An 18857-nucleotide genomic window follows, 5' to 3' on the forward strand; every position below is an offset into this window, starting at 1 on the left:
GGTGCGCTCACTCCTTCGACTTGTGCTTTTTCGGCTTGTCCGGCGCCGGCTCGTCGACGCCGTCGAGCACCAGCTTGCTCGGATCCAGCTGGCGCTTCTGCAGGTCGTGCAGCAGGCCCGCATCGCTGAGGTCGATCTTGTGCGAGGCGGTCCAGTCGCGCTGGGCGGTCTCCGCCAGCCGCTGCACCGTGCCTTCGTGCTCGGTCTCGATCGCCAGTTCGCGCCGGCCGTCGAAGCTGCCCGGCGCCAGGTTGATCGAGCCCACGATGGCGCGCTTGCCGTCGGCCAGCATCATCTTGGCGTGCAGCTTGAGGTGCTTCATGGTGTGCACCTTGGCACCCACGTCCTGCAGGATGCGCAGGCCGCCGACGCCCTCGATCAGCTTCTCGGCCTTGAGGGAATGCGGGGGCTTGGTCAGGATGTGGACCTTCACGCCCCGGGTCGCCGCCCGCACCAGCCGCTCGATGATGACCATGTCTTGATAGCGCTCGTTCTGCACCCAGAGCGAGTCCTGGGCGCCGTCGATGAACGCGGCGACGCGCTGGCGGCCGTTGTCGGGGCACCAGATCAGGCGCGACTCGGGATGCGGCGTGAAGTCCTCGTGCGCCCAGTCGGCGTCGAAGCAGTCGACCATCTGGCGGGTCTCGAGGTCGTGGGTCGTGACGACCGCGTAGTCGCGGGTCTCGGTCAGGTCCTTGGGCTCCCAGTTGAGCGATTCGACGAAGCCCACCTGGTCGTCCACCACCATCGACTTCTGGTGCGTGAGGTCGAACTTCGGATTGCTGTCGCGGACCTCGATGCCCGCGTCCACGAGCGCCTGGCGCGCGGCTTCGTTCTCGGTCTCGCCGGTTCGCCGTGCCGGGTTCAGCATCACGCGCACCTTGACGCCGCGCTGCTTGGCGGCGATCACCGCGCCGATCAGCGTATCGTCGGTGAACAGGAACATCCGGATGTTCAACGCCGACTTGGCCGCGTTGATCGCGTCCAGGATCGGCTTGGCGGTGTCGTCGGGCAGAACGATCAGTCGGTGGGACATGGCGGCCTCATGAGGTGGCGGCCGCGTGGGCCGCCGGGTCTTCGTACTGGATGCGATGCAGCTCGGCATAGACGCCGCCGAGGGCCACCAGCTCGTCGTTGGTGCCTTCCTCGACCACCACGCCGTCCTTCAGCACGATGATCTTGTCGGCGTTGCGCAGGGTGCTCAGGCGGTGGGCGATCATGATCACGGTGCGGCCTTCCATCAGCCGCTCCAGGCCCTCGATCACCAGGCGCTCGGACTCGGTGTCGAGGGCGGCGGTGGGTTCGTCCAGGATCATGATCGGGCTGTTGCGGATCACGGCGCGCGCGATGCCGATGCGCTGGCGCTGGCCGCCCGACAGCGTGTCGCCGCGCTCGCCGACCAGCGAGTCGTAGCCGTGCGGCATGCGGGCGATGAACTCGTCGGCGTTGGCGAGCTTCGCGGCGGCGACGATCTCCTCGCGGGTCGCGCCCGGCTTGCCGTAGGCGATGTTCTCGCCGATGGTGCCGCGGAACAGCACCGTCTCCTGCAGCACGAAGCCGATCTGCGCGCGCAGCGCCGCGAGCTTGTGGGTCGAGATGTCGACGCCGTCGATCAGCACGCGGCCGCTGCTCGGCTCGTAGAAGCGCGGCATCAGGCTCACGACCGTCGACTTGCCGCTGCCCGTGGGCCCGACGATGCCGACCACCTGGCCCGGCTTGATGTTGAACGAGACATCGCGCAGCACCGGCGGCTCGCTGCCGTAGCCGAAGGCCACGTGCTCGAAACTGATCTCGCCCCGCGTGCGGCCGGGATCGGTGGCGCCGGGATGCTCGCGGATGATGTCGTCGGCGCCGAGGATCTTCTGGATCCGCTCCAGTGCCACCGTGGTCTGCGCGATGGTGCTGGCCATCCCGGCCAGGTCCTTCACGGGCTTGAAGAACTTGCTCAGGTAGGCGAGGTAGACGGTCAGCGCGCCGGCCGTCATGGTGCCGGCGATGATCAGCGAGGTGCCCTTCCAGAGCACGATGCCGGTGCACAGCGCCACCACCACCGCCACCACCGGCGACAGCAGCGACTTGATGCGCCGGGCCTTCAGTGCGGCCTCGGTGCTGGCGTGGCTGGCCGCCGTCATGTGCGTCAGCTCGAGATCCTGGCGGCCGAAGGCCTTGATCGCGCGCACCGAGCCCAGGCCCTCCTGCACCACGGCGACGATCTCGCTCTGCTTGACGCGCACCTCGCGCGTCACGTCCTTCACGGCCTTCTTGAAGCGGAACACGAACAGCAGCAGGAAGGGCATCACCGCGATCGCGATCAGCGTGAAGTCCCAGTCGAGCCAGATCATCAGCCCCAGCATGAAGACGATCGTGACGATGTCGACGACGATCGACAGCGTCGAGGACGAGGCGAAGCTTTGTACCGTCGCCACGTCGCTGGTGATGGTCGACATCAGGGTGCCGGTCTTGGCGGTGTCGTAGAAAGCCAGCGAAAGCCGGTGCAGGTGCTCGTAGATGCGCAGCCGGAGGTCGTTGGCGACCCACTGCCCGATGCTGGTCGTGAAGTAGTTGTCGATGTAGGTCGCGATGCCGCCGATGACCGCGATCGCCAGTGTCGCGATGCCGGCGAACAGCGCGACACCGAGCGTGTGGCGGCCGATGCCCAGGTCGTGCGCCCATTCGAGCCAGCTCGGCAAGTGGTGCGTGCCGAGCGCGTCGTCGAGCACCAGCTTCAGCGGCCAGGGTGCGGCCAGGCTCATCGCGATTTCGACCAGCATCGCCACCAGCACGATCGCCAGCCAGCCGCGGTAGGGCTTGAGCAGCCCCAGCACCAGGCGCGTGGTGTCCTGGCCCTGCGACAGGGCGGCATGCCGGGCCACCCGGGTGGCCGAATGCTGCGGCGTCTCCGGGGCCGCCGGCAGTTCTGCGGGTAGAGGAGGTGTTGACATGCGGAGCCTGGAGGGTGGACGGCGCCTGGGATTGTGGACTCAGGTCCGCAGCCGACGCAAGCACCGGACCCGGCCCCGCGGGCCCGGGCACAATCCCCCGCCATGAGGCAATGGTTGCGTACGCAAGGGGGCTGGTGGCTCGCATGGCTGCTGGTCTCCGGCGCCGGCGCGGTCTGGCTCGCGCGCGGCGAGCTCCGGCAGCTGCGCGAGGATTTCGAGGTCAATGGCCGCATCGCCCACCGGCTCATGAGCCAGCAGGTGGTGCAGTACGACGCCGTGCTGGCCACGCTGGCGCTGCTGGAGCCGGCGCCGGGCGCGGCCCGCTCCGAGCGTCGCCTGCCGTCGGTCTACCCGTCGATCCTCGATGTCGAGCGGCGCGAGGCCGGCGGGTCGTGGCCGGACCCGTCGCTGGCCCCCGCCGAGGCCCGCTCGCGCCAGTTGCAGCGTCCCGAATTCGTCGCCGACGACTTCGCGAGCGGGCGCTACCGGCTCGTGATCGGCGCCTTGCCGATCAGCTATGCGCTGGCCATCGACCTCGCCACGGCCGTGCCCTGGCGCGACTGGCCGATGGACCCGAAGACCAGCCCGGTGCGGGTGACGCTCGAGTACGCGGGGCAGCGCTTCGTGGTCCAGCCGGGCGCCGCGGCCGCCGAGGGCGGTTGGCATTTCGACTTCCGCAAGGTGCTCGCCTCGGACAGCCAGGCCTTCGAGCTGGTGGCCGAACAGCGGGTCCCCTGGACCGGACTGCCCTGGACCGCAATGGCCGCATGGTCGCTCGCCATGGCCGCTGCGCTGGGCGGCGCCTACGCGCTGCGGCGCCAGCGCATCGCGCGGCGCCGCGCCGAGGAACTGCTGCGGCTCGGGCAGGTCGCGCGGCTCAACGCGCTCGGCGAGCTGGCGGCCGGGATGGCCCACGAGCTGAACCAGCCGCTGACCGCGGTGCTGGCCAACACCCAGGCCGCCCAGCGGCTGCTGGCCGAGGAGCCGCCCGAACTGGCGACCGCGCGCTCGGCGATGAAGCAGGCGGCCGAACAGGCGCGCCGGGCCGCCGACGTGGTGGGCCGGCTGCGGCGGGTGATCGAGCGCCCCGACCGGCAGGCCGAGCTGCGGCCCGTGGCGCTGCAGGAGGTGCTGCGCAGCGCGCTGCACCTGCTGGCGCCCGAGATGGCCAGGCGTACCGTGACGCCGTCCATCGACGACGCGACGGCGGCGCCGGTCTGGGTGCTGGCCGAGCCGGTCGCGCTCGAGCAGATCGTCCACAACCTGCTGATGAACGCGCTGCAGGCGCTCGAGGAGGTGCCCGCCGGCGAGCGCCGCCTGCAGCTGTCCATCGGCATCCAGGCCGGCCGCGGCCTGCTCGCCGTCAGCGACAACGGCGCCGGGTTGTCGCCGGAGGCCCTGCCGCGCGTCTTCGAGCCTTTCTTCAGCACGCGCGAGGGCGGGCTCGGGCTCGGCCTGAGCCTGTCCGAGACACTGGCGAGCGGGATGGGCGGCGCGCTCGAAGCGGCACATGCCGAGCCGCGCGGCGCCCGTTTCACGCTGCGGCTGCCGCTCGCCGGCGCCAGTGCCCAGGAGATGCATCGATGAGCGGACCCTTGTCCCCGCTGATCCACCTGATCGACGACGACCTCGCCGTGCGCGAGAGCCTGGCGCTGCTGATCGGCACGGTCGGCTTGCGCACCCAGACCTGGGGCGATCCGCAAGCCTTCCTCGACCAGTTCGACCGGGCGAGCATCGGCGCCATCGTGCTCGACGTCCGCATGCCCGGCATCGGCGGGCTCGCCCTGCTCGATGCGCTGGTGGGGCAGGGCGTCGACCAGCCGGTGATCATGCTCACCGGCCATGGCACTGTGGAGATGTGCCGCCGCGCCTTCAAGGCCGGGGCGGCGGAGTTCCTCGAAAAGCCAGTCGACGACGAACAACTGCTCGAGGCGCTGCAGCAGGCGGTGCGCCGGCACGTCGATTCGCGCGAACGCACGCAAGCCGACCAGGCCGCCCGCGAGCGCTACCAGCAGCTGTCCGAGCGCGAGCGCGAGGTGCTGGGTTTCATCGTCGCCGGACTCACCAACAAGGAGATCGCGCGCGCGCTGGCGCTTTCGCCGCGCACCGTCGAGACCCACCGGGCCAATCTCTTCGCCAAGCTCGAATGCGATTCGCTGGCGCAGCTGATCCGGCGCTACGCGGGGTTGGTCGAAGCCACTGGCTGAACGGTCATCGTTCCGCTCCGTATTTCTACGGAGCGGCGAGGGTAGCCGTACGAATGGGCGGCGGGGGCTGCAGTTCCTAAAGTTGCGCCACCGTCGGCGATGTGCCGGCGCGATTCGATCCCAACCTTCCGGAGAACCCCATGAACCCGTCCCTTCGCCTCGGCAGCCTCGCCGTCCTGCTCGCCGCTTCCGCCCTGGGCGTCCAGGCCCAGACCGCGACGCCGGCACCGGCGCCGAGCCCGGCCGTGCGCGCCGAGAAGAACATGTCGCTCGAACTGGCGAACGAGATCGCCGGTGCGGCGGTGGCCGCCTGCGCGGCCAACGGCTACGCGGTCGCGGCCACCGTGGTCGATCGCGCCGGCACCGTGCGTGCCGTCCAGCGCGCCAACAACGCCGGCTCGCACACGCTCGGCGCCAGCGAGCGCAAGGCCTGGACCTCGGCCTCGGCCAAGACGCCGACCCTGGCGATGATGGAAAACGCCCAGAAGAACCCCGCCGCCGCCAACCTCGTGAACATCCCGGGCTTCCTGTTGCTGGGCGGCGGCGTGCCGGTCAAGTCGGGCAACGAGGTCATCGGCGCCGTCGGCGTCGGCGGCGCGCCGGGTGGCCACCTCGACGAGCAATGCGCCAACGCGGCGCTCGACAAGGTCAAGGGCCAGCTGGGTTGATTCCGATGAAGGCCGTGGCTGTCGCTCTGGCACTGCTGGCCGCTGGGCTGGCCGCTCCGGCGGCGGCCCAGGTGGCGCCGGCCGCCGTCGAGGCGCAGGCCTACCAGGGCCTGCACCGCGCCGCCTGGCGTGGCGACCTGCCGCAGCTGAAGGCGCTGATCGCCGGCGGCGCCGACCTCGAGGCGCGCGACGCCATGGGCCGCACGCCGCTCCACGTGACCACCTACGCGCGTCAACGCGAGGCCATCGGCGTGCTGGCCCGGGCCGGCGCCAGGCTCGACGCGTTCGAGAACGACCGCTACGACGCCGTCACCATCGCCGCGGTCGCCGACGACGTGCCCACGTTGGCGCTGCTGCTGTCGCTCGGCGCCAACCCCGGCCAGACCACCAGCCGCTACGACGGCACGGCGCTGATCGCCGCGGCCCATGTCGGGCACGACGAGGTGGTGCGCCGGCTGATCGCGGCCGGCGCACCGCTCGACCATGTCAACAACCTGCACTGGACCGCGCTGATCGAAGCCATCGTGCTCGGCGACGGCGGACCGCGCCACCAGCGCACCCTCATTGCGCTGGTCGACGCCGGCGCCAACCTGCAGCTGGCCGATCGCCAGGGCCATACGCCGCTGCAGCTCGCGACCGCGCGCGGCTACACCGCGATGGTCGAAAAGCTGCGGGCCGCAGGCGCGAGATAGGGGCGGCTCGGGGACAATCGGGCGGTCCTTATGACGGATCGCAGGATCAAGCCCCATGTACATGCCTCCGCAGTTCAACGTCACCGACCGCGCCATCGCCGCGCGGCTCATGCGCGACCATCCGTTCGCCAGCCTGATCTCGAACGACGACCAGGGCCTTCCCTACGTCACGCACCTGCCGCTGGTGCTGGAGGAACGGGGCACGGATGACTTCGTGCTCTGGGGCCACTGCGCCAAGCCCAATGCGCAGTGGCGCTACCTGCAGGCGCGGCCACGGGCGCTGGTGAGCTTTCTCGGCCCGCATGCCTACCTGTCGCCTTCGGTCTACCCCGACCTGGCGCGGGTGCCGACCTGGAACTACCTGGCCGTGCACTGCACGGTCGAGGCGCGCCTGGTCGAGGGCGCCGACGAGAAGGACGCGCTGCTCAAGCGCCTGATCGGCCAGCACGAGCCCGCGTACGCGCAGCAATGGCGCGACCTTGGCCAAGACTTCCAGCACAAGATGCTCAACGGCATCGTCGGTTTCGAGCTGACCGTGACCGCGCTGCAATGCAAGGTCAAGCTCAACCAGCATCGCAAGGAATCGCATGCCGCGACCTACGAGGTCTACCGCAACGGCACGCCCGACGAGCGCGCGCTGGCGGACTGGATGAAGACGCTCGGCATCACCGGGGAGGCCTGAGATGCGCATGTTGGGGTTGGCAGGATTGCTGGTCGCGCTGGTCGTCGTCGGGCTGCTGGCCAGGAAGCAACTGGGCGGCGTCGCCGCGCCGGTGCTGCCGGCCGCCAGCGCTGGGGCGGGTGAGGCACGGGCGCCGAACCCGCAGCAGATCCAGCAGCAGTTCAAGCAGTCGCTCGATGCCGCGATGCAGGCGCGGCCGGTCCCCGATGACAACTGACGCCGACTGGATGGCGCTCGCGCTGGCCGAGGCGCGCCAGGCGGCGGAGGCCGGCGAAGTGCCGATCGGCGCCGTGCTGGTCAAGGACGGCCGGCTCGTCGCCAGCGGACGCAATGCGCCGATCGCGCTGCACGACCCGAGCGCGCATGCCGAGGTCAATGCGCTGCGCGCCGGCGGGGCCGCGCTCGGCAACTACCGGCTCGACGGCTGCGAGCTGTTCGTGACCCTGGAGCCCTGCGCGATGTGCGCCGGCGCCATGCTGCATGCACGGCTGGCGCGGGTCGTGTTCGGCGCCGCCGACCCCAAGACCGGCGCCGCCGGCTCGGTGATCGACCTGTTCCGCGAGAGCCGGCTCAACCACCGCACGGCCGTGCAGGGCGGATTGCTCGCCGCCGAATCGCAGGCGCTGCTCCAGGACTTCTTCCAGGCCCGTCGCTGCGCCGCGCGCGAGGCGGCCGAGCCCTTGCGCGACGACGCCTTGCGCACGCCCGACGAGCGCTTCGCCGGACTGGCCGATCTGGGCCCCGCGCCGCGCCAGGTGAGCGAGCTGCCGAGCCAGCGCGGCTGGCGGATGCGCTATCTCGACGAGGGCCCACGGGATGCGCCCTGCACCTGTCTCTGTCTGCACGGGCCGGGCGAGTGGCGCTACTTCTTCCGCCACCTGGCAGGCGCCGCGGGCTTGCGGCTGCTGGTGCCCGACCTGATCGGCTTCGGGCAGAGCGACAAGCCCAAGCGCGAAGCGGTGCACCGACTCGAATGGCACTGGCGCCTGCTGGCCGAATGGCTGGCGTGGCTCGAACGAACGCAACAGCTCGCGCCCGGTCCGCTGGCGCTGCTGCACAGCCCCGGCGCCGCCGCCTGGGCCGCATCGCTGGCCGAAACCCTGCCAACCCGCTTTGCGCCCGTGATGGCCGTGCCGGACGGCGCCGCCCCGGTGCCGGACGCCTGGCACGCTCCATTCCCCGACCGCGGCTACGAGGCCGGGCTGCGGGCCCTGGGCCCGATCCCGAAGCGCGCCTCCGGCCCGACGCCGGCGCAGGCGAGCGCCCTGGCCCAGCGGGTGCGCGAGGCAATGGGATACTTCGGCCCGTGAAAAAACACATCTACATCTATTCGCCCTCCAGCGCCGTGCGCGACAAGGCCGCCTTCAAGCGCGGCGTCAAGCGGCTCCAGGCCCTGGGCCACGAGGTCGAACTCGACGAGGCCGTTCTTGCCACCCACCAGCGCTTCGCAGGCGACGACGCCACGCGGCTGGCGGCCATTGCGCGCGCCGCGGCCAGCGGCGCCGACGTGGCGCTGATTTCGCGCGGCGGTTACGGACTCACGCGCATCCTCGACCAGATTCCCTACAAGGCGGTGGCCAAGGCGATCGATCGCGGCACCGAGTTCGTCGGGCTCAGCGACTTCACCGCCTTCCAGAGCGCGCTGCTGGCCAAGACCGGCGCCGTCACCTGGGCCGGGCCCGCGGTCGGCGAGGACTTCGGCGCCGAAGCCGGTGCCGACGACATCATGGAAGCCTGCTTCGACGACCTGCTGGGCGGGCAAGGCGAGGGCACCGGATGGCGCATGCCGGCGCGCGACAGCGCCGACCTGCCGGCCTTCCGGTCCATCCACGACGCGGTGCTGTGGGGCGGCAACCTGTGCGTGCTGACCAGCCTGCTAGGTACGCCGTGGTTTCCCGCCATCGACAAGGGCGTGCTGTTCCTGGAGGACGTCAACGAACATCCTTACCGGGTCGAGCGCATGCTCGACCAGTTGCGTCACGCGGGGGTGCTGGGGCGCCAGAAGGCGATCGTGCTGGGGCAGTTCACGGGCATCCGCAAGGTTCCGCACGATCGAGGCTTCGGCATGCAGGGGGTCGTCGCCCGTCTGCGCGGCCTGGTCAAGCCGCCGGTGCTGACCGGACTGCCGTTCGGCCATGTGCCGACCAAGGTGCTGTTGCCCGTGGGCGCGAAGGTGGAAGTGGCCGCCGACGGCCGGGACGTCTTCATGGTCTGGGGCCACCGGCACCCTCACCATCATTGAAAACAGCGCTGGCCCGCTGGCGCGGGCCGCTCAATGCCGGGTCAGCCGTGGACCCTGTGGTGGGTACGGGGCTCCATGCTGCCGGGAAGCCCGCCCTTGAACAGGCGGTTGATCTGGCGCATCTGGCGCCGGGCGGCGACTTCGCCGTCGACCGCGCTGAGGGCGGTCAGCACATCCTGGCGGAGGTACCAGAGTGCTTCGAGGTCGCCTGCGAAACGCACGCGCTGCGCCACGCGCTGCATCGTGTGGCCGCCGTGGACCTGCAGCAGTGACAGCATCGCCGTGCGGATCTGCCCCATCTGACGATCCGCGGAACGGCGAAAGCCGAAGCCGGGGAAGCTCAGAAAGCGAAGGAGACTGCTGGGTGACACCATGGACGGAAGGCGTATTGCCAAAACCTGGACAGGTGCTACGTTAAGGCTGGCCCCCGAGCCGCACAAGCATCGACACGACATTTCATGTTCAAAAACAACATACTTCACGAAACTGCTCATGAAGCGCTTGAAGAACTAATGCCTAAGTTCTACTTTTAAGGAGAAAAGTAAACGTACAGCGTGTGTCGAAATGAAAAAGCAACAGCTTGGTGCGCCAGCGGCCCGATTTGAGCTTCCGGGACCGTGTTTCGGCGCCGCTTTGCCATAATCGAACGGCGAGAGCTACCAAAAACTGCACAACATGGGCGCCAATTCCACTGTCGTATTTGCCGATCTGACGGGAAGTACCAGAGTCTTCGAGGCTATGGGGAACGCGCGCGCCACCGAGACCGTGACGCGGCTGACGCAGTGGATCGGCGGTGTCTGCGAAGCGCATGGGGGCCGTGTCGTCAAATCGCTGGGCGATGGCGTCTTTGCGATATTCGCCGAAGGCATCAGCGCCACCCGGGCCGTGCTCGAAATGCAGCGCAACCACCAGAAGCGCCTGCAAACCTGGCCCGCGCCGCTGCGCATGGAACTGCAGATCGGCGTCGCCAGCGGGGAGGTGGTGGAGGTCGATGGCGACTGCTACGGCGACGCGGTCAACCTGGCCTCGCGCCTGAGCGACCTGGCCGGGCCGGGACAGATCTGGGCGACCGAGTCGGTGATCGAGCAGTTGCATGGCGGCGAAGTCCGCCACCGCAGCCTGGGGCCGATCAACATCCGCGGCAAGAACGAGATGCCGGTGGTGCACCGGGTCGACTGGCAGGACGAGGTGTCCGAGTTCCTGACGATGCCGGCCTCGCTGGTGCATCAGCCGCGCGGACCCGATTCGTCCTTCGGACAGATCGAGCTGGCCTGGCTCGACGTCCGCTCGATGTTCCGCGCCGCCGAACTCCCGATCCACCTGGGCCGGGTCGACGAGGCGCAGTTCGTGGTCAACGACCCGCGGGTGTCGCGGCTGCATGCGCGCATCGAAGCCCGCCAGGGCAGTTGTGTGCTGGTCGACGTCAGCACCTACGGCACCTGGGTGCGCTTTCATGGCACTGCCGGCGCCAGCGGCGAGATCGCGCTGCGGCGCGACGAGTGCGTGCTGCACGGCAGCGGCGAGATCGGCCTGGGTGCGCCGCTCAGCGATTTCAGCGCGCCGACCATTTCGTTCAACACCACCGGCGGCAACGTGCTGCTGGCGCGCCGCGACCTGCGCTAGAGACGGGTCGGTTCGACCGGCCGCAGCACGCGGCCATCGCCGATGAACGACTCGCCCACCAGCATCCTGAAGCCGGCTTCGGCCTGAAACTTGGGCATCGCCAGCTGGGGCGCGAGAAACTCCACTTCGAGCGCCTGCGGGATGCCACGCCGGAACGACCGGTCCGGCGGAACCCGCCAGCGGGCCGAGAACGCCTCGTTGCCGACCACCAGCGCGCAGCGATGCTCGCCGGCAGGCACCGGGATGTCTTCGGCCGGCAGCAGCGGCGGACGCAGCGTGAGTTCGACCAGCAGCTGGGGCTCGAAGGCGGGCCGTTCGTCGAAGGGGGAGGCCGCCATCGGTGCCGGCCGGCGCAGGCGCGAGATCAGCCACGAGATCACGTTGCCGATGATCGGCACCCACAACAGCATCAGCAGGGTGCCGATGTCCCGCAGGGTCGAGCCGGGCGCGGCGAGCTGCCGCATCGCCGCGCCTCCGAGGGCGACACACAGCAGGATGATCACGATGAGCTTGCGCCGGGACTGGATGGTCGTCATGGCCCCGAGCTTAACAATCCGGCCCGGCGACGGGCGTCGCAGCGGGCTGCCTGTTTTGCAGGCAACGGGACGGGACCCCGCGTGGGGCCACGCTTCGCGCCTGGCCGTCCCGGCGCTTCACACAGTGTTATCCACAGAAAGCCGGAACAAGTCATCGAGCTGCCGCAGGTCGTCGAGGAGCAGGCGCAGCGGGGCGGCCATGCCGTCAGCGACCGAAGGGGCTTCGCGGCTCGGCGTTACGACGCTGCCGTCGACCGGCTGCCCACGGCGCTCCACCCGCGCGGCGATGGCCGCCAGCGCGGCACCCGCGATGCGGGCCACTTCGCGGTTGTCGGCGTCGCGCGATGCACCGGCCTCGGCGCGGAGCAGGCGCTTCAGCAGCAGCGCGTCCTGCACGATGCGGGCTGTCAGCGCGGCCGTCCGGCGGTGGCGATCGGCGCCAGGGGCATTGCGCACGCGGCCGAACGGGCGTCCTTCATGGTCGGCGCCGCGGGCCAGCACGCTCAGCCGGGCGAGCGCATGGCGCACGGCAGCGGCCGATTGCTCGGCCTGCGCCTCGGTCCGGGCGGCCGGCGGCTGCTGGAATTGCCGCCCCACCTGGCGCAGCAGCGCGGCGCAGCCGGCACAGAAGCGATCGGCGGCGCGGTAGCGCGACGAAACCAATGCGACCGCCATGGCCACCGCGACGCCGATCAGGATCTGCGCCACCCGCAGCACCGCCACCTGCAAGGCGGAATGGCCCGGGAGGTCGCCGGCGGCCAGGATGATCAAGGCGGCCACCGGCGCGCTTCGAAAGGCGGGGCTGGCGGCGCTCGCGAAGGCGAGTCCGGTCACGATGGCGAGCAAGGTGGCCTGCGGATGGCTTCCATGGTGTTGCAGGAAGACGCCGAGCAGGCCGGCCACGGCACCGATCAACGTGGCCCGCGTGCGGTCCCAACTGGCCTCCCAGGTCGCGCCGCTGCTCGGGCGCAGCACGATCAGCGCGCTCATCACGGCCCACAGGTGCTCGGGCAGGGCGAGCAGCGCCGACAGCGCGGAGGCCAGGAGCACCGCCGCGGCCAGTTGCAGCCCATGATGCCGCCGCTCGGCATCGAAGGGCAGGCGCGCGGCCAGCGCGGCGAAGCTCATTCGCGCCGTGCGGCGGCCGCCGCGGGGTCGAGGACGCCGGCGATGTCGTCGAGCAAGGCGCAGGCCTCGAGCAGCAGCGCACGCTGCTGCGGATTCAGGCGGGCCTCGATGATCTCGGCCAGGGAAGCTTCACCGGCCTGGACCGCGGTGACCAGTCGCCGGGCACCCGACGGGGTCAGGCGCAGCAGCGATCGCCGCCCGTCGGCGGCATCCGCCTTGCGGGCCAGCCAGCCATCGGCTTCGAGTTCGGCCAGCAGGCGGGTCAGCGACTGGGGCATGACGCCTTCGCGATGGGCGAGCTCGGTCGGCGTCATCGGGCCGGTACGGTAGAGACGGCCGATGACGCTCAGTTTGGCCACGCTCAGGCCGGCATCCTGCAGGGCCGGCCGCAGGCGCCGGGACAGCAGAGTGACGGCGCCGCGCAGGCGGTTCGCGCATTGCGCCGCGTCGGAAGAGGAAGGCTGCATCGCGAAAATGAAAAGACTTGTCTTGGTACCCAGATACTAAGACAAGTCTTGCTTGATCGCCAGGCAGCCGGCGGCCGCCGATGCCTCAACTGATCAGCTGGTTCTTGAGCGCGTAGTAGGTGAGGTCGCTGTTGGAGGCCAGGTTCATCTTCTCCATCAGCCGGCTGCGGTAGGTGCTCACGGTCTTGACCGACAGCGACAGGTGCTCGGCGATGCTGCCCGCGGTCTCGCCGGTGGCGAGCTTCAGGAAGACCTGGAACTCGCGCTCGGAGAGCTGCTCGTGCGGCGCGGTGTCGGTGTTGCGGTCGAGCTGGCGGGCCAGCAATTCGGCCACGCCCGGCGTGATGTAGCGGCGACCGAGCGAAATCGTGCGGATCGCTTCGACGATTTCCTTCGGGTCGCATTCCTTGTTGAGGTAGCCGCTCGCGCCCTGGCGGATCAGGCTCATGGCGTAGTGTTCTTCCGGATAGCCGCTCAGGATCAGGATGCCGGTGTCGGGCGCCTTCGCCCTCACCATCGCGATGGCGTCGATGCCGCTCTGGCCCGGCATCGAGAGGTCCATCACCAGGACATCGATCTCGTGGTTGCGCACCAGGTCGATGGCTTCGCGCCCGCTGGCGGCTTCGCCGACCACGCGCAGGTCGACGTGCTGCGAAAAGAAGTCGCGCAGGCCCGAACGAACGATGGCATGGTCGTCCACGATTCCGATCTTGATCATTTATTGCTCCTCGAATGATGGTGTGGCGGGAGCATGCGGGCGGATGCGGCCGGCTCGCGTCTGCTGACAGGCCGACTCCGCGTAGGAAAGACGCGAATGCAACTCGGGCAATTGGATGACAGGCGGCGGGGACAAGGCCCCGGTGCAACAGCCAGGCGTCAGCGCAGCAGCCTGAAGGCAGCCACCGCGGCCGCCACGCCACCGAGCACCAGCAGGCCCTTGGCCTTGGAAAAGCGAGACGCACGTTCGGAGCGATAGCCTTCGAGCCGCGCGGGGAGGGTGCGCAGGTCTTCGATCGGGCCCTGGGGGCCCAGGCGGTCCTCGGCATTGATCGCTTGCAGGGTCGCCGCCAGCAAGGCAGGGCTCTTGTCGTCGTGCTCGTGGGCGGTCGGGGTCTCGCCGCGCGCCCGCTGCACATGGGCCAGGAAGAGCTTGCCCTTGGCGGTCACGCCGATATCTTCGCCGCTCATCGCGAGCAGTCCGTGCTCGATCAGGGCGTCGAGTCCGCGTCGCACGCCGGGCCGCTCGTTGACAGGCACGCTGGCCTGCAGGCCGGTGCGCGAGGTCTTGCCACCCCCCGACGCGGCCGCCCGTTGGCGAACCAGCATCATCAACACGCCGGCAACGGTCTCGTGGTCTGAAAGCGCTTGTCCCATGGCGATCAAATTATTCCCGCGAACAGGCGCCAGCGCGAGAGGAACAAGCCCTCATCTGCGGCGGATTTGTCGTGTGGTGGCGATTTGACGGCGCAGGCGGCCATCGAATGGCCTTCGCTCCGCCGGCGATTGCGGTAATAACGCACACAACCCGGGGTGATCCCGAGTTGCGATCTCGTTGACAAACAGGGAGTCTTCAAGACTCTGAAACTCTGGACTCCGGGATGGCCTCCGAGGCGTCGCTCCACCCAAGCCCGGCATTCGCACGCGCCCAGGTCTCCGCGCACGCCCGATCCGCTCACGACCCGGCCCCCGGTGACATCGAGGACGATGCGCCCGGCCTGCGCGCCCGCTGGATCCAGGGCCAGCTGACGCGCAGCTTCATGCGCCAATCGCGCGCGCGCCAGCCGCTGGGGCTGCTGCTGATCCTGACCATGGCCGCACTGTGCTGGGGCAGCGGCAGCCATCTGGCCGTGTCGGCCTGGCTGGCGGTCGGCTTGCTGATCGCCGCGATGCGCCGTCGCGTGGTGAACCTCCATGCCCGCGACCACCAGGGCGCCAGTTCCGAATCGCTCAATCTCTTTCTCGCCCGGGCGGCGCCGGTCTTCATCCTCGAGGCCCCGTTCTGGGGCGTCTCGGTGCTGCTGTTCTTCGCTCGCATTCCGGAGGCGAACCAGCTCGGCTGCTGGCTGGTCCTGACGCTGGTGGTCTACGGACCGATCACCCGCCTGGCGCTGGTGCCCTTCCTGCTCTACTGGTCGATGAACGGATTCTTCGTCGTGATGCTGGTCTGCGTGCTGTATGGCGTGTTCCTCGGGCCGATGCAGGGATCGCTCAACTACTGGTTCGTGGGGCTCACCTTGCTGCACTGGGTCGTGATCCTCGGCCTCGGCAGGGCGATCCACGCCAACCAGGAAGAGCACTTCGGTCTTCAATACGACCTCGCCCTCAGGGAACGCCAAGCGACCGAGGCGGTCAGCACCAAGAACCGTTTTCTTGCCGCCGCGACCCACGACCTGCGCCAGCCGGTGTCGGCGCTGGCGCTCTATGCCGACTTCCTGAAGGAGAACCCGGAGACGCATGCCGAACTGGCGCCCAAGATCGCCAAGGCCACGGCCGCTGTGAGCCATCTGTTCGATTCGCTGTTCGACCTGTCGGTGCTCGACAGCGGCCAGGTCCAGCTGTCGGTCGAGCCGGTGCAGATCGCCGATGTGGTGCGCGACCTGCAGCTGCAGTACGAGCCGCTGGCGGAGGCGAAGAACATCCGGCTGCGCGTGCGCACCGGGCAGGCGACGATCCAGTCGGACCCGGTGCGGCTGCGGCGCATGGTCGGCAACGTGCTGTCGAACGCGATCAAGTACAGCCCGCCCGGCAAGAAGATCCTGCTGGCCGCGCGGCTGCAGCGGGGCGATGTCGTGGTCGAGGTCTTCGACCAGGGCATCGGCATCCCGGCCGACCAGATCGAGAAGGTGTTCGAGGAGTTCTATCGCGTCAATGACGCGGCCACGCCGGCAGCCGACGGTGTCGGGCTCGGCTTGTCGCTGGTCGCGCGGCTGGCGAAGGCGCTCAAGTCGGAGGTCCGGCTCGACTCGGTGGCGGGGCGCGGCACCCGCTGCTCGATCCGCCTGGGCGACCTGCGCGGCGGCGGCACTGCGAACCCGCCGGGTGGGTGACGACCTACGCCGCCTGGACAACGGTGCCGACACGCCTGGGCCGAGCAGGAACCTTCAATGAATGCAGTGCGACGTGGTCGCGTTGCACTTCTTGAAAGGACTTCCATGCAGAGCACGAATTTCACCGACTACAAGAGCCCCGAACAGATCGCCGAGGCGACGCGCCAGGCCGTGCGCGAGACCGCCGACGGGGCAGACGCCTATACCGCGGGCGTCGCGCATGCGGCCGGGCCTTCAAGACGCGGGGCCCGGCAGGTGATGGACGATCTCAGGGCCCGGGGCCGTGAGTGGCGGGAGCAGGGCGGCCACTATGTCTCGGATCGGCCGGTCCGCTCGATGGTGATGGCAGCCGCGGGCGGTGCCGCGGTGACCACCTTGATGCTCGCCGCGCTGCGGGGCAGCCGGCGCTGAAAGCTCCGCCGCGCGCGGCCTATGGACTGGCCGCCGCGCGCACCGACAAGGCCACGGCCACAACGTTGTCGACCGTGAAGCCGAACTCCCGCTGCAACGCCGCCAGCGGTGCCGAGGCGCCGAAGGTCTGCATGCCCACAACCCTGCCGATCGCGCCGACGTAGCGCTCCCAGCCGAAGGCCGACGCCTGTTCGACGGCCACCCGCGCCTTCGCGCCCGGCGGCAGAACGCTGTTCCGATAGTCGGGCGTCTGCTGCTCGAACAGGTCCCACGAAGGCATCGACACCAGTCGCGCACGCACGCCCTGGGCCACGAGCTGATCGTGCGCCTCCAGCGCCAGCGAGACTTCGCTGCCGCTCGCGATGAGGATCAGCTCGGGCTCGGCGTCGTCCGCGGCGTCGGCCAGCACATAGGCGCCTCTGGAGACGCCGGCGGCGGGCGCGAGCCGGCTGCGGTCGAGGGTCGGCAGGGCCTGGCGCGACAGCACAAGCGCGGTCGGGCGGTGCGGCGACTGAAGCGCCACGCGCCAGGCTTCCACCACCTCGTTGGCATCGCCCGGGCGCAGCACCGTGAGGCCGGGCATCGCGCGCAGCGAGGCCAGCTGCTCGATCGGCTGGTGGGTCGGCCCATCCTCGCCGTCGCCCATCGCATCGTGGGTGAAGACGAACAGCGATGGCAGCTCCATCAGCGCCGCCAGCCGGATCGCCGGCCGCGCGTAGTCGCTGAAGATGAAGAAGGTGGCGCCGAAAGGACGCAGCTTGGACAGCGCCATGCCGTTGACGGCCGCCGCCATCGCATGCTCGCGAATGCCGAAGTGGAGGTTCTTGCCGCCCGGGTTGCCGGGCTGGAAATCGCCGGCGCCCGGGTACTTGAGCGTGGTCTTGTTCGACGAGCCGAGGTCGGCCGAGCCACCGATCAGCCAGGGCACGCTCTGTGCAAGAAGGTTGAGCACCTGGCCCGAGGCGTCGCGCCCTGCCAGGCCCTTCGGGTCGGCCGCAAAGACCGGCAGCTGGCTGTCCCAGCCGGCTGGCAGCTCGCGGCGCTGCATCTGGTCGATCTCGAGCGCCAGGGCAGGGGAGCGCGCGCGCAAGGCGGCGGCGGCCTCGTTCCAGGCCGCGCGCGCTGCGGCGCCCCGGGCGCCGATGCCGGCATCGAAATGCGCACGCACGCCGTCGGGCACCAGGAACTTCGCGTCCTCCGGCCAACCGTAGGCGCGCTTGACCAGCCGGACCTCGTCGTCGCCGAGCGGCTCGCCGTGCGCGGCGGCCGTGTCCTGGCGGTGCGGAGAGCCCCAGCCGATATGGCTGTCGAGGATGATCAGCGTCGGCTGGCCGCGCGTTTGCCTGAAGGTGGCCAGCGCCGCCTCGATCAGCGCGATGTCGTTGGCGTCGCCGACCCGCAGCACTTTCCAGCCGTAGGCGGCGAATCGCATCGCCACGTCCTCGGTGAAGGTGATCTCGGTGCGCCCTTCGATCGTGATGTGGTTGTTGTCGTAAATCCAGCACAGCCGGTCGAGCCCGAGGTGACCGGCCAGCGACGCGGCTTCGGAGCCGACACCTTCCATCAGACAACCGTCGCCGCAGACCGCATAGACGTTGTAGTCGAACAGGGCAGGGCCGTCCTGGTCGTAGCGGTTGGCCAGCCAGCGCTGCGCCATCGCCATGCCGACACTGGTGGCGATCCCCTGGCCGAGCGGGCCGGTGGTGGTCTCGACGCCCGACACCCAGTGGTATTCAGGGTGGCCGGGCGCCTTGCTGCCGAACTGGCGAAAACGCCGGATGTCGTCCAGCGTCACGGCGGGCGCGCCGAGCAGTTCGTACTCGGCGTTGACGGCCACCGTGCCGCTGAGGTGCAGCGCCGACCAGAGCAGCATCGAGGCATGGCCGTTCGACAGCACGAAGCGGTCGCGACCGGGCCAGATCGGGTCCTTCGGGTCGAAGCGCATCACCCGGTTCCACAGGGTGTAGACCAGCGGCGCAAGGGCCATCGGTGTGCCCGGATGGCCGGAGTTGGCGGCCTGCACGGCGTCGATCGACAGCGTGCGGATGGTGTTGATGCACAGGGTGTCGAGCTCGGCGTCGGTCATCGGGGGCTCCGTGGGGTGTGCCTTTCGCGGGCGCGGACGAACGAGAAGCAAGGCATGGGACGAGGGGAGTCATCATGCACCGAACCGGGATGGCCTGCTGCCGCCGGTCATCCCATAATCGTCCGG

Annotated in this window: 20 protein-coding genes; 11 read left to right on the forward strand and 9 right to left on the reverse strand. The window is 69.7% G+C overall.

Annotated features, from left to right (window positions below):
* Positions 1 to 7 precede the first annotated feature (7 nt).
* Positions 8 to 1036 (reverse strand): phospholipase D-like domain-containing protein, encoded by a 1029-nt coding sequence (locus QTI17_RS06675; protein WP_286531846.1) that lies wholly within the window; start codon positions 1034 to 1036, stop codon positions 8 to 10.
* Positions 1037 to 1043: 7 nt separating this feature from the next.
* Entirely contained in the window at positions 1044 to 2942 is a 1899-nt protein-coding gene (locus QTI17_RS06680) for an ABC transporter ATP-binding protein (RefSeq protein WP_286531847.1), read from the reverse strand.
* A gap of 102 nt (positions 2943 to 3044) precedes the next feature.
* Here QTI17_RS06680 and QTI17_RS06685 point away from each other — a divergent pair, with 102 nt between their 5' ends.
* The 8 genes from QTI17_RS06685 (at position 3045) to QTI17_RS06720 (ending at position 9433) form a co-directional block, all read left to right on the forward strand.
* Positions 3045 to 4529, forward strand: coding sequence for a sensor histidine kinase (locus tag QTI17_RS06685; RefSeq protein ID WP_286531848.1), 1485 nt, complete (start codon positions 3045 to 3047; stop codon positions 4527 to 4529).
* Positions 4526 to 5149 carry a response regulator transcription factor gene (locus QTI17_RS06690; RefSeq protein ID WP_286531849.1) on the forward strand — a complete coding sequence of 208 codons (624 nt, stop codon included), beginning with the start codon at positions 4526 to 4528 and terminating at the stop codon, positions 5147 to 5149. The genes QTI17_RS06685 and QTI17_RS06690 overlap by 4 nt, the downstream gene beginning before the upstream one ends.
* Positions 5150 to 5289: 140 nt before the next feature.
* Complete coding sequence (locus QTI17_RS06695; protein ID WP_286528996.1) at positions 5290 to 5817, forward strand: GlcG/HbpS family heme-binding protein; 528 nt, start codon at positions 5290 to 5292, stop codon at positions 5815 to 5817.
* A 5-nt stretch (positions 5818 to 5822) separates the two neighbouring features.
* On the forward strand, positions 5823 to 6509 hold the full coding sequence (locus QTI17_RS06700) for an ankyrin repeat domain-containing protein (RefSeq protein WP_286531850.1): 687 nt from the start codon (positions 5823 to 5825) through the stop codon (positions 6507 to 6509).
* A gap of 55 nt (positions 6510 to 6564) precedes the next feature.
* Positions 6565 to 7191 (forward strand): FMN-binding negative transcriptional regulator, encoded by a 627-nt coding sequence (locus QTI17_RS06705; protein ID WP_286531851.1) that lies wholly within the window; start codon positions 6565 to 6567, stop codon positions 7189 to 7191.
* 7 nt (positions 7192 to 7198) lie between these two features.
* A complete protein-coding gene (locus QTI17_RS06710; RefSeq protein ID WP_436411617.1) occupies positions 7199 to 7408 on the forward strand; it encodes a hypothetical protein in 210 nt (69 codons plus the stop codon).
* Positions 7398 to 8501, forward strand: a complete 1104-nt coding sequence (tadA, locus tag QTI17_RS06715) for a tRNA adenosine(34) deaminase TadA (RefSeq protein WP_286531853.1) — start codon at positions 7398 to 7400, stop codon at positions 8499 to 8501. The genes QTI17_RS06710 and tadA overlap by 11 nt, the downstream gene beginning before the upstream one ends.
* A complete protein-coding gene (locus tag QTI17_RS06720) occupies positions 8498 to 9433 on the forward strand; it encodes an LD-carboxypeptidase (protein ID WP_286531854.1) in 936 nt (311 codons plus the stop codon). The genes tadA and QTI17_RS06720 overlap by 4 nt, the downstream gene beginning before the upstream one ends.
* A 41-nt stretch (positions 9434 to 9474) precedes the next feature.
* Here the strand turns inward: QTI17_RS06720 and QTI17_RS06725 are convergent, their stop codons facing one another.
* Entirely contained in the window at positions 9475 to 9732 is a 258-nt protein-coding gene (locus QTI17_RS06725) for a hypothetical protein (RefSeq protein WP_286504476.1), read from the reverse strand.
* A 376-nt stretch (positions 9733 to 10108) separates the two neighbouring features.
* Here QTI17_RS06725 and QTI17_RS06730 point away from each other — a divergent pair, with 376 nt between their 5' ends.
* A complete protein-coding gene (locus QTI17_RS06730) occupies positions 10109 to 11056 on the forward strand; it encodes an adenylate/guanylate cyclase domain-containing protein (RefSeq protein WP_286531855.1) in 948 nt (315 codons plus the stop codon).
* Here the strand turns inward: QTI17_RS06730 and QTI17_RS06735 are convergent.
* The 5 genes from QTI17_RS06735 to QTI17_RS06755 all read right to left on the reverse strand — a co-directional run bounded on the left by QTI17_RS06735 (position 11053) and on the right by QTI17_RS06755 (position 14561).
* Positions 11053 to 11592 carry a hypothetical protein gene (locus QTI17_RS06735; RefSeq protein WP_286531856.1) on the reverse strand — a complete coding sequence of 180 codons (540 nt, stop codon included), beginning with the start codon at positions 11590 to 11592 and terminating at the stop codon, positions 11053 to 11055. The genes QTI17_RS06730 and QTI17_RS06735 overlap by 4 nt on opposite strands.
* A 117-nt stretch (positions 11593 to 11709) precedes the next feature.
* On the reverse strand, positions 11710 to 12720 hold the full coding sequence (locus QTI17_RS06740; protein ID WP_286531857.1) for an FUSC family protein: 1011 nt from the start codon (positions 12718 to 12720) through the stop codon (positions 11710 to 11712).
* Positions 12717 to 13187 carry a MarR family winged helix-turn-helix transcriptional regulator gene (locus QTI17_RS06745; protein WP_286531858.1) on the reverse strand — a complete coding sequence of 157 codons (471 nt, stop codon included), beginning with the start codon at positions 13185 to 13187 and terminating at the stop codon, positions 12717 to 12719. Before QTI17_RS06745 ends, QTI17_RS06740 begins: the two co-directional genes overlap by 4 nt.
* 85 nt (positions 13188 to 13272) lie before the next feature.
* On the reverse strand, positions 13273 to 13905 hold the full coding sequence (locus tag QTI17_RS06750; RefSeq protein WP_286504479.1) for a response regulator: 633 nt from the start codon (positions 13903 to 13905) through the stop codon (positions 13273 to 13275).
* Positions 13906 to 14063: 158 nt separating this feature from the next.
* On the reverse strand, positions 14064 to 14561 hold the full coding sequence (locus QTI17_RS06755; protein WP_286531859.1) for a hypothetical protein: 498 nt from the start codon (positions 14559 to 14561) through the stop codon (positions 14064 to 14066).
* 224 nt (positions 14562 to 14785) lie between these two features.
* On the opposite strand from QTI17_RS06755, the gene QTI17_RS06760 reads away from it, so the two are divergent.
* Positions 14786 to 16234, forward strand: a complete 1449-nt coding sequence (locus QTI17_RS06760) for a sensor histidine kinase (protein WP_286531860.1) — start codon at positions 14786 to 14788, stop codon at positions 16232 to 16234.
* Between the two features lie 105 nt (positions 16235 to 16339).
* Positions 16340 to 16645, forward strand: coding sequence for a hypothetical protein (locus QTI17_RS06765; protein WP_286531861.1), 306 nt, complete (start codon positions 16340 to 16342; stop codon positions 16643 to 16645).
* Between the two features lie 19 nt (positions 16646 to 16664).
* On the opposite strand, the gene tkt is transcribed toward QTI17_RS06765, so the two are convergent.
* Positions 16665 to 18731, reverse strand: coding sequence for a transketolase (gene tkt, locus QTI17_RS06770; RefSeq protein ID WP_286531862.1), 2067 nt, complete (start codon positions 18729 to 18731; stop codon positions 16665 to 16667).
* Between the last annotated feature and the right edge of the window lie 126 nt (positions 18732 to 18857).

The organism is Variovorax sp. J31P179 (assembly GCF_030316985.1).
GTDB classification, from domain to species: Bacteria; Pseudomonadota; Gammaproteobacteria; order Burkholderiales; family Burkholderiaceae_C; genus Variovorax; species Variovorax ginsengisoli_B.

What these genes read in the sequence shown, in the direction of transcription:
- QTI17_RS06675 (WP_286531846.1), bottom strand. Translation starts at nt 1,036, where the DNA reads ATGTCCCACCGACTGATCGTTCTGCCCGACGACACCGCCAAGCCGATC.
- QTI17_RS06680 (WP_286531847.1), bottom strand. Translation starts at nt 2,942, where the DNA reads ATGTCAACACCTCCTCTACCCGCAGAACTGCCGGCGGCCCCGGAGACG.
- QTI17_RS06685 (WP_286531848.1), top strand. Translation starts at nt 3,045, where the DNA reads ATGAGGCAATGGTTGCGTACGCAAGGGGGCTGGTGGCTCGCATGGCTG.
- QTI17_RS06690 (WP_286531849.1), top strand. Translation starts at nt 4,526, where the DNA reads ATGAGCGGACCCTTGTCCCCGCTGATCCACCTGATCGACGACGACCTC.
- QTI17_RS06695 (WP_286528996.1), top strand. Translation starts at nt 5,290, where the DNA reads ATGAACCCGTCCCTTCGCCTCGGCAGCCTCGCCGTCCTGCTCGCCGCT.
- QTI17_RS06700 (WP_286531850.1), top strand. Translation starts at nt 5,823, where the DNA reads ATGAAGGCCGTGGCTGTCGCTCTGGCACTGCTGGCCGCTGGGCTGGCC.
- QTI17_RS06705 (WP_286531851.1), top strand. Translation starts at nt 6,565, where the DNA reads ATGTACATGCCTCCGCAGTTCAACGTCACCGACCGCGCCATCGCCGCG.
- QTI17_RS06710 (WP_436411617.1), top strand. Translation starts at nt 7,199, where the DNA reads ATGTTGGGGTTGGCAGGATTGCTGGTCGCGCTGGTCGTCGTCGGGCTG.
- tadA (WP_286531853.1), top strand. Translation starts at nt 7,398, where the DNA reads ATGACAACTGACGCCGACTGGATGGCGCTCGCGCTGGCCGAGGCGCGC.
- QTI17_RS06725 (WP_286504476.1), bottom strand. Translation starts at nt 9,732, where the DNA reads ATGGGGCAGATCCGCACGGCGATGCTGTCACTGCTGCAGGTCCACGGC.
- QTI17_RS06730 (WP_286531855.1), top strand. Translation starts at nt 10,109, where the DNA reads ATGGGCGCCAATTCCACTGTCGTATTTGCCGATCTGACGGGAAGTACC.
- QTI17_RS06735 (WP_286531856.1), bottom strand. Translation starts at nt 11,592, where the DNA reads ATGACGACCATCCAGTCCCGGCGCAAGCTCATCGTGATCATCCTGCTG.
- QTI17_RS06740 (WP_286531857.1), bottom strand. Translation starts at nt 12,720, where the DNA reads ATGAGCTTCGCCGCGCTGGCCGCGCGCCTGCCCTTCGATGCCGAGCGG.
- QTI17_RS06745 (WP_286531858.1), bottom strand. Translation starts at nt 13,187, where the DNA reads ATGCAGCCTTCCTCTTCCGACGCGGCGCAATGCGCGAACCGCCTGCGC.
- QTI17_RS06750 (WP_286504479.1), bottom strand. Translation starts at nt 13,905, where the DNA reads ATGATCAAGATCGGAATCGTGGACGACCATGCCATCGTTCGTTCGGGC.
- QTI17_RS06755 (WP_286531859.1), bottom strand. Translation starts at nt 14,561, where the DNA reads ATGGGACAAGCGCTTTCAGACCACGAGACCGTTGCCGGCGTGTTGATG.
- QTI17_RS06760 (WP_286531860.1), top strand. Translation starts at nt 14,786, where the DNA reads ATGGCCTCCGAGGCGTCGCTCCACCCAAGCCCGGCATTCGCACGCGCC.
- QTI17_RS06765 (WP_286531861.1), top strand. Translation starts at nt 16,340, where the DNA reads ATGCAGAGCACGAATTTCACCGACTACAAGAGCCCCGAACAGATCGCC.
- tkt (WP_286531862.1), bottom strand. Translation starts at nt 18,731, where the DNA reads ATGACCGACGCCGAGCTCGACACCCTGTGCATCAACACCATCCGCACG.